Annotated in this window: 11 protein-coding genes; 4 read left to right on the top strand and 7 right to left on the bottom strand. The window is 49.9% G+C overall.

Going from position 1 to position 12,314, the window contains the following annotated elements:
- Position 1: 1 nt before the first annotated feature.
- Positions 2-550, bottom strand: coding sequence for a dTDP-4-dehydrorhamnose 3,5-epimerase (gene rfbC / locus OSH04_RS09540; protein WP_254002334.1), 549 nt, complete (start codon positions 548-550; stop codon positions 2-4).
- Positions 551-741: 191 nt separating this feature from the next.
- Here rfbC and OSH04_RS09535 point away from each other — a divergent pair, with 191 nt between their 5' ends.
- Positions 742-1,851, top strand: a complete 1,110-nt coding sequence (locus OSH04_RS09535) for a glycosyltransferase family protein (RefSeq protein WP_266108338.1) — start codon at positions 742-744, stop codon at positions 1,849-1,851.
- Here OSH04_RS09535 and rfbA read toward each other — a convergent pair.
- The 4 genes from rfbA to OSH04_RS09515 are packed head-to-tail and all read right to left on the bottom strand — an operon-like array spanning position 1,848 to position 6,375.
- Positions 1,848-2,738: a glucose-1-phosphate thymidylyltransferase RfbA gene (rfbA, locus tag OSH04_RS09530; RefSeq protein ID WP_254002332.1), complete on the bottom strand. Its 891-nt coding sequence runs from the start codon at positions 2,736-2,738 to the stop codon at positions 1,848-1,850. The two genes, OSH04_RS09535 and rfbA, sit on opposite strands and share 4 nt — an antisense overlap.
- Entirely contained in the window at positions 2,738-3,802 is a 1,065-nt protein-coding gene (gene rfbB / locus OSH04_RS09525) for a dTDP-glucose 4,6-dehydratase (RefSeq protein WP_254002331.1), read from the bottom strand. Before rfbB ends, rfbA begins: the two co-directional genes overlap by 1 nt.
- Before the next feature lie 26 nt (positions 3,803-3,828).
- On the bottom strand, positions 3,829-5,073 hold the full coding sequence (locus OSH04_RS09520; RefSeq protein WP_266108337.1) for a flippase: 1,245 nt from the start codon (positions 5,071-5,073) through the stop codon (positions 3,829-3,831).
- A 3-nt stretch (positions 5,074-5,076) separates the two neighbouring features.
- The gene (locus tag OSH04_RS09515) at positions 5,077-6,375 is read right to left on the bottom strand and encodes an O-antigen ligase family protein (protein WP_254002329.1); all 1,299 of its coding nucleotides are present in this window, start codon (positions 6,373-6,375) and stop codon (positions 5,077-5,079) included.
- Positions 6,376-6,516: 141 nt separating this feature from the next.
- On the opposite strand from OSH04_RS09515, the gene OSH04_RS09510 reads away from it, so the two are divergent.
- On the top strand, positions 6,517-7,791 hold the full coding sequence (locus tag OSH04_RS09510) for an exopolysaccharide biosynthesis polyprenyl glycosylphosphotransferase (protein WP_254002328.1): 1,275 nt from the start codon (positions 6,517-6,519) through the stop codon (positions 7,789-7,791).
- Here the strand turns inward: OSH04_RS09510 and OSH04_RS09505 are convergent.
- Positions 7,769-8,650 carry a glycosyltransferase family 2 protein gene (locus OSH04_RS09505; protein WP_254002327.1) on the bottom strand — a complete coding sequence of 294 codons (882 nt, stop codon included), beginning with the start codon at positions 8,648-8,650 and terminating at the stop codon, positions 7,769-7,771. The two genes, OSH04_RS09510 and OSH04_RS09505, sit on opposite strands and share 23 nt — an antisense overlap.
- Before the next feature lie 6 nt (positions 8,651-8,656).
- On the bottom strand, positions 8,657-9,412 hold the full coding sequence (locus OSH04_RS09500; protein WP_254002326.1) for a glycosyltransferase family 2 protein: 756 nt from the start codon (positions 9,410-9,412) through the stop codon (positions 8,657-8,659).
- Positions 9,413-9,865: 453 nt separating this feature from the next.
- On the opposite strand from OSH04_RS09500, the gene wecB reads away from it, so the two are divergent.
- Together wecB and OSH04_RS09490 are read left to right on the top strand one after the other, a co-directional pair.
- On the top strand, positions 9,866-10,987 hold the full coding sequence (gene wecB / locus OSH04_RS09495; protein ID WP_254002325.1) for a non-hydrolyzing UDP-N-acetylglucosamine 2-epimerase: 1,122 nt from the start codon (positions 9,866-9,868) through the stop codon (positions 10,985-10,987).
- A 40-nt stretch (positions 10,988-11,027) separates the two neighbouring features.
- Positions 11,028-12,299, top strand: coding sequence for a glycosyltransferase family protein (locus OSH04_RS09490; RefSeq protein ID WP_254002324.1), 1,272 nt, complete (start codon positions 11,028-11,030; stop codon positions 12,297-12,299).
- Positions 12,300-12,314 lie beyond the last annotated feature (15 nt).

Raw genomic sequence — 12,314 nt, 5'->3', positions numbered from 1 at the left:
TTCAGGCTTTGCTTTGTGCGATGAGCTGGCTCAGCACAGGGTAGTTTTTATCCTTCTTGGACAACTGGGGGTTCTGGATTGGCCAGGCAATCGCTACTTCAGGGCAATTCCATGCCAAGCCACCTTCATCTTCAGGAAAGTAAAAGTCGGTGCACTTGTAGCTGAAGTCGGCAAAGTCAGACAGAACACAAAAACCATGGGCATAACCTGGAGGAATCCACAACTGCTTATGGTTGGATTCGCTGAGCTCAATGCCTACATATTGGCCCAAAGTGGGTGAGTCTGGCCGTATATCTACAGCCACATCGTATACTGCTCCCCGGCTGACACTGACCAGCTTTCCTTGAGGCCGAGTTTTTTGAAAATGCAGACCACGCAAGACCCCTTTCTCGGAGCGAGAAAAGTTGTCTTGCACAAATGGTAGATTGATCCCAGCCAGTTCCTGATAGCGTTGCTGGTGAAAAGTTTCCTTGAAGAAACCACGCTCATCACCAAAAACAGCTGGTTCAATAATCAGAACACCAGGCAGGCGGGTGGGATAAATGGTCATTGCAAATATTTGGTTTGGGGTATGGGGGGCTGTGTCGGGCGGGAAAAGCGACGCAAGCTGCGGTATTTACAAACCTGCTAAAGCTCTTGATGCAGTATAAGGCTGGCACGACAGCAAGCCTGAAATTGTATCTATTTGACCCTTTTTTAGCTATCGTGGATGGCTTGAGTAAAACACTGGATTAAGCGCGAATGGTTGTTTTTATACGCTCGTACCTGCGCCATGTGGATGGCAAGCTGGCCAAGTACCTCAAGGTTTTGGACGAGGCGCAGATCCCTTACCATTTTGTCGGCTGGGAGCGAGGAACGGTTCCTGCACAGAGGACCAGCAACGACACCTATTACACGCGTCCAGCCGCACTGGGTGCCGGGTGGCGTAGCCTGATTGGTATTGCCTTCTGGAATGTATTTGTCTTGCGCTGGTTGTTAAAAAATAATCGCAAGATCGATTTGGTCCATGCTATCGATCTGGATACCGCGATGGCTGTGAAGGTGTACGCGGTGCTATGTAGGAAGCCTTGGATTTTTGATGTCTATGACAAGTACAGTTCCTTACGCTATTTTCCGGGCGCTTTAGGCAGATGGGTAGACAAGCTCGAAAACTATCTGCTGAAGACGGCTGATGTGGGAATTCTGGCTGATCCATGCCGTATAGCGCAGCAAGGCATTGATCCCGCAACCCCCTCTTTAATGGTGCTGGAGAATGTCCCACAGAAATCCGAGATTCAGAACTATGTGCCGGTCTCTGATGAGCAACCTGTGAAGATTGCTTATTTTGGAGTGCTCGAAGCAAAGAATCGTGGCCTGGAAGACCTACTGGCTGCGTGTGAGCAGTCCCCCGCTTGTGAGCTGCACGTGGCGGGATACGGCCCGTTGGCGGATTTGTTTACGCACTCCGCACAGAAACATCCTCATATTCATTACTATGGGGCACAAAGTTCGGTTCAAGGGCTTCAGCTGATGCAGTCATGCCAGATTGTGGTGGGGATGTATTACAAGACAGTTCCCAATCATTTATTTGCTGCGCCTAACAAATATTACGAGCACTTGATGCTCGGGCGCGCCATGTTGACGACAGCCGGCATTCCGACTGCTACGAAGGTACTTGAGCATCAAACAGGTTGGGCCGTAGAGGAAGGTCAGCAGGCGATTGAAGCCTGGTTAAAAGACCTGGACATGCAGCAGGTTCAACAAGCGGCAGCACGCGCACGGGGAGTATGGCAGGCCCAATATGCAGACTATTTTGACCAGCATTATGCTGGGCAATACCTGCAAAAAGTGCAGGCCTTGCGTAAAAGTTAAGGGGCTTTTCCAGGCAGAATTGGGTCTTGGAGAAGCTTGTGCAAATATTGGCCGTATTCTGTTTTTGCCAAAGCCTGTGCTTGCCGTTCCAAGGCGCTACGTTCAAGCCATCCTTGCTTAAAGCCAATTTCTTCCAGACAGGCGATTTTCAGTCCTTGGCGATGCTCAATCGTGCGTACAAAGCTGCCGGCTTCTTGCAGACTTTCGTGAGTGCCGGTGTCCAGCCATGCAAAGCCTCGGCCTAACAGGCTGACATGTAAATTACTTTGCTGTAGGTAGGCATTGTTTACGTCGGTAATTTCCAGCTCACCACGAGCAGAAGGGCGTACCTGGCGGGCGATATCTACGACGTGATTGTCGTAGAAGTACAGGCCAGTTACGGCAAAATTGGATTTGGGCTGCTGGGGTTTCTCTTCGATCGAGACAGCTTTGCCCTGGGCATCGAACTCCACCACGCCAAAGCGTTCTGGATCGCTGACTTGATAGCCAAAAATAGTGGCTCCTTGTTCGCGTTGTGCCGCCTCTTTCAGCATCTGGCTAAAACCATAGCCATAAAAAATATTGTCCCCCAGGATCAGGCTGACCCGGTCGGAGCCAATGAAATCGGCCCCGATCAGAAAAGCCTGTGCTAACCCATCTGGGGAGGCTTGCTCGGCATAGCTCAACTGAATGCCAAAGTTGCTGCCATCACCCAGCAGAGCACGAAAGCTGGGTAGATCGGCAGGGGTGGAAATGATCAGAATTTCACGTATCCCGGCCAGCATCAGTACTGACAAGGGGTAATAAATCATGGGCTTATCGTAGATAGGCAGTAGTTGCTTGGATACCCCCAAGGTAATAGGGTGCAAGCGGGTACCGGATCCACCGGCGAGGATGATGCCTTTCATTATTCTGTCTTGCCTAAGCGATGTAGCTGATATTGACCGTTAAGGATACGCTCCCACCAGCCCGAGTTTTCTAAATACCACTGTACAGTTTTGCGCAAGCCCGTCTCGAAGGTTTCCTGGGGTCTCCAGCCCAATTCCCGTTCAATCTTGCTAGCATCAATAGCGTAGCGCTGATCGTGGCCAGGTCTGTCCTGCACGTAGGTGATCAGGTCTGTGTAACGCTGGATACCAGCGGGTTTTACCGGAGCCAGCTCTTCGAGCAGTGCGCAGATCTCTTGAACGACATGGATATTCTGCTGCTCGTTATGGCCACCAATATTGTAGGTTTGACCTACCTGGCCTTTTTTCAGGACCGTCAGCAAAGCTCGTACGTGATCTTCCACATACAGCCAGTCACGGATTTGCTTGCCCTCGCCATACACAGGTAGCGCTTGCCCTTTGAGGGCATTCAAGATCATGTGAGGAATAAGTTTTTCAGGGAAATGGTAGGGGCCGTAGTTATTGGAGCAGTTGCTGAGCAAGGTGGGCAGGCCATAGCTACGTTGCCAGGCTCGTACCAGGTGGTCTGAACTGGCCTTGCTGGCTGAGTACGGTGAGCTGGGCGCATAGGGCGTGGTTTCTACAAAGAGCTCCGTGGTGTTATGCAGATCGCCATACACTTCGTCCGTCGATATGTGATGGAAGCGGAAATTGGATTTTTTGGGCGCTGGCAGTGAGTTCCAATAATGGCGCGCACACTCCAGCAAGGTGCAGGTGCCTACAATATTGGTCTGAATGAACGCTGCCGGGCCATCTAGAGATCGATCCACATGCGACTCGGCCGCCAGGTGCATGATGGCATCAGGTTGGAATTTTTCCAGCAGAGCCTGTATAGCTGGCCCATCCTGGATATCGTTTTGCGCAAATTGATATCGAGGGTGTTCCTGGACCGAAGCCAGCGACTCCAGATTGCCTGCATACGTCAATTTGTCCACATTCAGGACGAAGTGCTCTGTCTCCTGGATAAGATGACGGATCAAGGCTGAACCGATGAAGCCGGCGCCACCGGTAACGAGAATATGCATGACGATTAAGTAGCGTTCCGAATGGCTTAGCGATAGCGTTTAGCCAGTATTAATAGGGCAAGGCAGTCTACGATAACCCGGCTGGTCCAGGCAATTGCGGCGCCTAGCAGCCCGAACTGAGAAATCAGTACGTATAGCAAAGCGATATAGGGCAGGATCTCAGCCAAGTGTACATAGGCGGTAATGTGGGCGTATCCCTGGGCTTGGATCACGGTGTAAGGAATCTGGGCAATGGCGTTGAAAAAGAAACCCAGCAACAGAACTTGTAGAATCGGTACGGACTGCTCTACATAGGTTTCACCAAGCCAGAGCAAGATAATCCACTTGGCTCCCACAATGCCTATCAAGCTGATCAGTCCGCATACTGCCAGTAGCAACAGGTAAGTCAGACGGGTTTCCTGGCGTGCATCTTTTTGAGCGCTGAGTAAGGGGAAAATCACTCGGACAACTGCCCCTGGAATGTTTAGTAAGCGAGTAATAGCTTCTGATGGTGCTGTGTAAAAACTGACTGTGCTTGCCCCATTCAGGTTAGATAGCAAGAAGCGATCAAAATACACCATTAAAGGGCTGATCAAATTGCTGACTGTCAGCCAGCCCCCAAAGCGCAATAAGGCCTGCGCTTGTTGTTTGTCCCAGCGCCACATTCCTTGACGGACATGGGCAGGCAGAGCCCAGAAGTAGGCGAGCAGGCAACTGAGTAAACGTCCGGCAAACAGACCGAGAACGGCATAGCTGAGACTGGCCTGATAAAGAATGGTCAGCAAGGGCAAGACAGCGAGCAGCAAGCCGCTGATGGTTCGTTGTATGTTGACCCGTTTGAAGTCCGATAGTCCCTCCAGGTAGGACAACCACACTGCTTGCATCAGCAGTAAAGGCAGAGTTAGTGCCAGGAGACGAAAGGCGAACAGGCTGTCTGGGCGTAACTCCATGCTGATATTGAGCCACTGCACCAAAAAGGGGCTGAGCAGATAAACCAGCGCAGCGGCAACACTGCTGCTGAGCAAGATCAGTAAACTTGCTGTACCTAGAATTGACTGGATTTGCCGAGGGGACTGGCTGGCCATGGCAATGGCTCTGATCAAGGCACGGCTGATCCCCAGGTCAAACAGGCTGGCATAGCCGACCAAGGCAAAGAGTAGTGTGTAAATGCCAAAAGGCTCCAGGCCCAGCAGTCGTGCCATCAAGCCCATGGAGGGCAGGAATGCGAACATGAGCACCATATAGGAGCTCAGATTCCAGAACGAATTACCGAGTAATTTCTTGGCAGACATGAGCTAGGTCGCAGAATGACGCTTGGCTTGGTTGGGGTAAATCTGGCTCCAGAATATCGCTACACTAATCAGGAAAAACAGGAGCGTGTTATTGCGTTCCATCATGTTCTGGGTCAGGTTGGCCAGTATGTATACGGCAACAACAATACTTCCGCAGGTAGCGTACGCGCGAGTGAGCGTGTCTGAGGAATGAACCCGGCGAATAAAGCCATAAAAGCAGTAAAGCAAAAGTGAACATTGCAAGAGCAGACCTGCCAAGCCCCAGTCTACCCAGGTCTCAATGTAATTGTTATGTGAGTTGGCCAACTTCAAAACTACGGGATCTGCCTGTCCGTCTTTAACCAGGTCCTCGAGGGCCTGTTGGTGTTGAGCGTAGGACCAACCAGAAAACGGCTGCTCCTTTATCAGGGTCCAGTTCGCTTGCCAGATGGCAAAGCGGGCGCCAATGGAGGTGTTGGCGTTGCCTGCTTCAAATTGTTCAATATCGTGCTGCGCCAGAGCAACCCGTGACTGGATGGTATCAGTTTGCCACAGGATACTGGCGCTCAGGAGCGCGGCCAAGGAGAGGATCATTACACCTCGCCGAAAGTGTTGCTTGGGTAAATAGGCGTAGGCAAGTATCAGAAACACGACAGGAAGGGCAATCCAGCCGCCACGGCTGCCTGATAGAAGCGATAGGAGAAAACCCGCCAGACAGCCCAGCACAGATAGAAGAAGAACCGTTGTAGAGCGATGCTGCTGGCTGAGCTGGCTCAGTATGGCTGTCAGGCAGAAGCAAGCAAGGCTTAACGCAATATTGCCAAACTGGATGGCGCCGGTATAACCGTAGATGCGACCGTCGTGTAAAGAGCCACCGTATTGGGCTGGGATGATCCACAAAGCGGATAGCGTGCCTAAAGCAAAACAAACCCAGATCACGTTGCTATGCATGCGAATTGAGCTGAGCATGTACAGAATGGGGACAAGCAGCAGGTAGCGGCTTAGCAGATCCAGCTGATTACCAGGGTTCTGGTGCAAGAACCAGATCAGCAGACCGTAGGCAAAGGTTAGTGTCAGTATCGTATACAAGCCCCGGCTGATGCTCTGGCTTTGCATGGACCGACGAGTTTGAGAACACACCAGATACCCTGAAACGGTTGCCAACAGCAAAATGGCGACACCCACCGAATAGATATTACGAGTGGAAAGCAGACTAATAAAGAACAGACTTACGCCTAAATGAGCGGCCGCATTGAATGAGAAAGTAGACTTGGATACGGGCTCGGACATGAGAAAAAAGATGCAAAAAGTTTGCTTGGGCAAAAGCGCGTGAGCAGATCACACGAAGGTTGCGGTATTTACCCGTCAGACCCATCAAGTAAATCTGCTTGGGCTATCTAGCGTTACTCGGGAGCGACGTATAATTGGCGCGTAAATGGGCTATTTTAGGTTATTAGTGCTTCGATGAATCAAATTAAAATCAGGCGGTTTAAGCGTTTGCACGAGATACTCCTACTATCCGGGCCAAGCTCGTGGTTGATTGGGTTTGTTGTCGTGGTGCTAGCCCCGGTTTTGCTGTTGTGGGGATGGGACCGGTTATGGAGCCTGGATGATGGTCAACGTACAGCACTGATTCTGGCCATAGTCGCATTTGTCAGTTGCAAGCTGCTGATTGACAAGAGCCAGCAAGGCTATCCTGGAGCCCGCAGCGCGTGGCTGATTATCCCTACGGTGGGGGTGACTTACGCTGTCATCTACATTACCAGTTTTGTGTTTCGTTATGACGCCTCACGGGCGCTGCTGTTGAGCAGCAGTTTTCTGGCTTTGATCTGGTTTTTGCTGGAAAGCCTATTAACCACTCGCTACCGAGTACTGAAGCTGGCCATTGTGCCCGGAGGGGAGGCCGAGACCCTGCTGGATCTACCAGGCTTGGATGGTCGCATGCTGAGCAGCCTTGATCTTGCCGGGTATCGTTACGATGGAGTTGTAGCGGATTTTTCTTGTATACAGCCTGATGCTGAGCGCTTTCTGACACGCTGTGCGCTGGATCGGGTCGCGGTGTACAACTCTCGACAAGTGTTTGAGTCTTTGACCGGGCGCGTCAAAATTGATCGTATGTCGGAGAACACGATCGGTTCCTTGCTGCCCTCTAGGGGCTACGAGATTTTGAAGTTGATTTTTGACTATTCAATGGTCATTGCCAGTGCCGTGGTTGTGATCCCTGTGTGCCTGGTAGCGATGGTGGCCATCCGTTTGGAAAGCCCAGGTAAAGTCATTTATTGCCAGCAGCGGATAGGCTTGGGAAACCGCGAGTTCACTATTTATAAGCTGCGCAGCATGCGCTTTGACCAGGAATGTGAGGTTGAACAGTTTGCAGGGGAGGATGACCCCCGCATTACTCGGGTTGGCAGAATTATTCGTAAATTACGGATTGATGAGTTACCCCAGTTTTACAACGTGCTGCGAGGGGAAATGAGTTTGATTGGCCCTAGGCCCGAGCAGCCCTCTTTCGTGCGGGAGTTTGATGAAAAAATCCCGTTTTATAGCTACCGCCATGTCGTGAAACCCGGTATCACGGGTTGGGCCCAGGTGCGCCAAGGGTATGTGGCTAACGCTGACGACACTCGCGTCAAGATCGAGCACGACTTCTATTACATCAAGCATTGTTCGGTAATGCTTGATGTTTATATTGTATTTTTGACAGTAAAAACGATGCTTACTGGCTTTGGGGCGCGTTAGATTTATGCTCGCGCAGCAGGCATTTGACCACGTGCCGTGCGGGGCGGGTCAGCCTGTCTAGTACATCGTAAACTGTAAAAATCAACTTGCCTGCTGCACCGTAGCGCTTCTTCAAATAGACTTTCATGCCCGCGCTGTAGCATTGGCCACGGAAAGACTTGTCTGTGAAGGTACCCCCAGCTTCGTGGAAGTACTGAGCGGCAGGGATATGGAAAGATGGGATTCCCATTTCACGGGCGCGGAACTGTAGATCTGTCTCTTCAAAGTACAGAAAGAACTGTTCGTCAAAGCCCTCCAGGGCCATATATTGTTCGCGGCTGATAAACAGCAGGCTACCGGACACATGGTCAACCTGTGTGGGAGTCGTTAGCGGCTGTCTACTGCGAAGCAGACGCCCTAGCCCTACAGACTTTAACAACAACGTAAAACAGTTCGGGAAGCGTTCGAAGGCAAAATCAGGTTGCCCTTTGATCCCCAATGCTGAACCACCTAGAATCGGCCTGGGAGAGTCCGGATATATGTTCAGAAATTGTTCGAAAATACTTAGAACATCGGTTTGCAGTTTGGCGTCGGGATTAATCAGGAGGATGTTTGGGGCTTGGGTATGGGCAACCCCTATGTTGCAAGCCCGACCAAAGCCCAGATTGGCATGTGTCTGAATGATTTGGGTGTCAGGATACTGCTGGGCAATCAGACTACAACTTTGGTCTGTAGAGCCATTGTCGACAATGGTAATGGTGTAGGCATGTCTGGTGCTGAATTGCTTGATGCTGTTGATGGTATCAACAATTTTCTTGCCACCATTGTAGTTAACCAGGATGAAGTCGACCCAAGGTGCAGACTGAACGACAGTTTCCATGGTTAGCTAAGCCCGCTTCAGAATTGCTTTCACGATGTAGTGAAACATTAGATAGCTGGATTGTACAACGGGCAGTTTCAGATGACGTCTATAGATTTGCCATGTCCACTGTAAGGACTTGAGCTTGTTGGCGGACAAGCTAGCTGCGCTCACACGATAAGCGGCCAGGACTTCTTGTAAGCCATAGGCCATCCCTGCTCTACGTACGATTTCCAGCCACATTAAATAGTCTTCATGACGAACTGCTTTTTGATAGACCTTGCCTAATTCCTGGCAGTCATACATCCCGGTCAGGTTGCCAATAGCATTTCCTTTAAGCAAGTTTTTGTAATCCACCCTGAGTGGGGGAGTGCTCGTGCTTTGCCACTGCGGGAGCTGCTGGAAACGATAATAGGCTGTCATCGAGACCGTGGCCTGGTGTTCCTGCATAGTTTTTAACTGCTTACTCAGCTTGTGAGGAAACCAGAGGTCATCGGAGTCGAGAAAGGCCAGGTATCTTCCTTGAGCAGCTTTGATGCCTGCATTACGTGCGGCCGCAACTCCTTGATTAAATGGTTGCTGAATGAACTTGATGCGAGGGTCTTTAGCTGCATACTCCAGAATCAGGGCGGGAGTATTGTCATTTGAGCCATCATCAATAATAAATAGCTCCCAGGACGGGTGGTCCTGCTGCTGCACCGATGCTACTGCGGTTGGTAATGTGTCAGCAGCATTAAACGCTGGCATAACAATGCTGACTAAAGTCGCGTGAGTATTGCTCATGGGGAAATTAGATGGGGTAAGGGCATCTAAGGTTAAGGTCTGTTAGTGGGCGAGTTGCTCGTACTGATATTTTATCTAGCTTTAAAAACGTTAAGAGTTGATTGCGTCTGTCAACATGCTCCTTTTTAGATGACATAAAGGCGGTGACATACTTATAAGTTCATTAATTTTATAAATATGCAGAGCTCTGAGTTTTATTGTCGGAGTGTTAGATAAGACGGTTGACTAAATCATTATTTGCATGAAGGTATGGAGCTGGAACTTAGCCCATATGTTTGGGTTATATGCAGGTTCTGTTTCTTAACTGCTTCATATGACAAGTAATAGATACGTCTTGTCTCGGCCAGTCGTACGATTGGCTTATTAAGCGTGTAAGCTGTCTGACTGCACACGTGATGCGCTGATTGGCGATCCGGCACTGCTCACATTGGTTTGTTCAAGAAAAGGTGTTTAATGAGGGTTTTAACAGTTTTTGGTACTCGACCAGAGGCTATAAAAATGGCTCCTCTGGTGCGAGAGCTAGCCACACGAACGGAGTTTGATACTAAAGTTTGTGTCACTGCCCAGCACCGCCAGATGTTGGACCAAGTGCTGTCTCTCTTTGATCTTCAGCCAGATTTTGATCTGAATGTCATGAGGCCTGGCCAGAATTTGAACGATGTGACAGGGGCGATTCTACAGGGTTTAAAAGGGGTGTTTGAGCAGTTCAGACCTGATTTGGTACTAGTTCATGGTGATACAGCTACAACCTTCGCCAGTACTTTAGCTGCCTACTATCATCAGATCCCAGTCGGTCATGTTGAGGCAGGATTGCGTACGAGCAACATTTATTCACCGTGGCCAGAGGAAGGAAACAGGCGCTTGACCGGCGTGTTGGCCTGTATTCATTTTGCCCCTACAGCTCAGGCTCGCCAGAACTTGTTGCGAGAGGGAGTGGGAGCAGAAGAGATCGTAGTGACAGGCAACACTGTTATTGACGCCTTGTTGTCAGTAGTACAGAAAATCGAGACTGAGCCCTCTTTAGCTAAAGAGATGTCAGAACGCTTTAATTTTCTGAATGAAAAACGCCGGATGGTTTTGATAACTGGCCATAGGCGTGAGAGTTTTGGGGACGGGTTTGAGCGCATTTGTCAAAGTATATGTCGCAGCGCAAAGGAGTTTCCCCAAGTGGACTTCGTGTATCCAGTCCATATGAACCCGAACGTGCAAGAGCCAGTCGCGCGCGTGTTGAGCAAAATTTCTAATGTGTACCTGTTGGAGCCGCAGGACTACCTACCGTTTGTCTATCTAATGAGTCGTTCAAGTGTCATCTTGACAGATTCTGGGGGGATTCAGGAGGAGGCCCCTGCGTTAGGCAAGCCTGTACTTGTTATGCGGGATACCACCGAAAGACCTGAAGCGGTGAGCGCCGGTACTGTGAAGTTGGTAGGTACGTGCTCTGAGGTGATCTGCCATGAGCTGGCAGTTTTGCTGAATGATTCTGCTGCTTATAAGGCTATGAGCTATGCCCATAATCCTTATGGGGACGGTGCGGCCTGTAAGCGCATTGTCGATTATCTGTGTAAGCGCGTTTAAATGACGTCTAACTCTGTAAGAGACAGTGGATCGGGGAAATATGCTGAGTAAATTGAAACCTTTTTTAGGGGCTGTATATCGCAGGTTGCCTTGGCGAGTACAACAGAAGCTATTGCCTTTAAAGCGCAGAGTTCTTGGGCAGCAGGTCCGTCGTAGTAATGAGGGGCGCCGCGATGGTAAAAACGATTTGAGCTGGTCGCAGTTTGAAGCAAATATCTTGGCGTTTCGAGATCAGTACAAAGGTGTTTTTGTTCAGTCCGCGGTTATCGATTGGAATGTCCCCTTGTATCAGCGTCCGCAGCATATGGCTAAAGCGTTTGGCCGTCTTGGTTATCTGGTCCTGTATGAAACCCACTGTTGGGCCTGTGATGACGTGACAGGCGCGCGGTGTTTGGGCGACAACGTCTGGTTGGTGCATGCCAGAGAATCCCGTCATCTGAAAGGGGTTCTGCGCTCCTTTTACAGCACCGCTTATGGAGTGTTGAGGGAGTACGGCCCGCACATGCTGGAGGGTAATGTTGTTATCTATGAATACATTGACCATATTGACCCTGCAATTTCCGGTGACAATGTCGAGGTTCTTAATCAGCTAAAAAATCTGGCGTTTGGAGGCGATGCTGATTATATCGTTGCCTCGTCAAAGGCTCTGGTCCAGGAGTCGGTTGCAGAAGTCGGGGAGCCAAAGGTTAGGTTTGTCGCTAATGGGGTGGACACCCGCCACTATCGTCAAGATTGGGGCGATGTGGTTTTACCAGAAAAGTACTCCAGTTTTTTGGGGCAATATGACAGGGTTATTGGCTACTTCGGTGCGTTAGCCCCTTGGTTATGGTACGAGGTCATTGCTGAGCTGGCTGAGAAGCTTCCTGATTATGGGTTCGTTTATATAGGGCCAGATTACTTTGGAGGGAGCTTAAGGCTGCCGGATTTAGATAATGTATTGTGGCTTGGGCCAATAGAATATGCTGTGTTGCCAGCTTATGCACAGCATTTCGATATAGCAACAATACCGTTTGCTCCAGGTGAAATAGCTAAAACAACATCTCCTTTGAAGTTGTTTGAGTATTTTGCGTTAGAAATTCCTGTGGTGGTTAGTTCTGCGATGGATGAGTGCACGTGCTACGAAGAAGTATTTTCGGCCGGCTCGTTATCCGAGTTTGTTGTGCAAATTGAACGCGCATTTGCCGTGAAAGATGATGAGCACTATAAGATGCGTATGCGTCAGTTGGCCGATGAAAATGATTGGATAGCTAGAGCGAAAAGCATGGAGTCTCTGTTTCCTGAAAATGATTTTACGGTTAATGTGAGTCGTTAAAAGTCCTTTTTCGGC

The sequence above is a fragment of the Alcaligenes nematophilus genome (assembly GCF_026344155.1).
GTDB classification, from domain to species: Bacteria; Pseudomonadota; Gammaproteobacteria; order Burkholderiales; family Burkholderiaceae_B; genus Alcaligenes; species Alcaligenes phenolicus.
The sequence above is the reverse complement of the archived record's forward strand: the minus strand, read 5'-3'. Positions and strand labels throughout refer to the sequence as shown.

Bases quoted from the DNA above. Each gene is read 5' to 3' on its own strand.
- rfbC (WP_254002334.1), bottom strand. From the start codon at position 550: ATGACCATTTATCCCACCCGCCTGCCTGGTGTTCTGATTATTGAACCA.
- OSH04_RS09535 (WP_266108338.1), top strand. From the start codon at position 742: ATGGTTGTTTTTATACGCTCGTACCTGCGCCATGTGGATGGCAAGCTG.
- rfbA (WP_254002332.1), bottom strand. From the start codon at position 2,738: ATGAAAGGCATCATCCTCGCCGGTGGATCCGGTACCCGCTTGCACCCT.
- rfbB (WP_254002331.1), bottom strand. From the start codon at position 3,802: ATGCATATTCTCGTTACCGGTGGCGCCGGCTTCATCGGTTCAGCCTTG.
- OSH04_RS09520 (WP_266108337.1), bottom strand. From the start codon at position 5,073: ATGTCTGCCAAGAAATTACTCGGTAATTCGTTCTGGAATCTGAGCTCC.
- OSH04_RS09510 (WP_254002328.1), top strand. From the start codon at position 6,517: ATGAATCAAATTAAAATCAGGCGGTTTAAGCGTTTGCACGAGATACTC.
- OSH04_RS09505 (WP_254002327.1), bottom strand. From the start codon at position 8,650: ATGGAAACTGTCGTTCAGTCTGCACCTTGGGTCGACTTCATCCTGGTT.
- OSH04_RS09500 (WP_254002326.1), bottom strand. From the start codon at position 9,412: ATGAGCAATACTCACGCGACTTTAGTCAGCATTGTTATGCCAGCGTTT.
- wecB (WP_254002325.1), top strand. From the start codon at position 9,866: ATGAGGGTTTTAACAGTTTTTGGTACTCGACCAGAGGCTATAAAAATG.
- OSH04_RS09490 (WP_254002324.1), top strand. From the start codon at position 11,028: ATGCTGAGTAAATTGAAACCTTTTTTAGGGGCTGTATATCGCAGGTTG.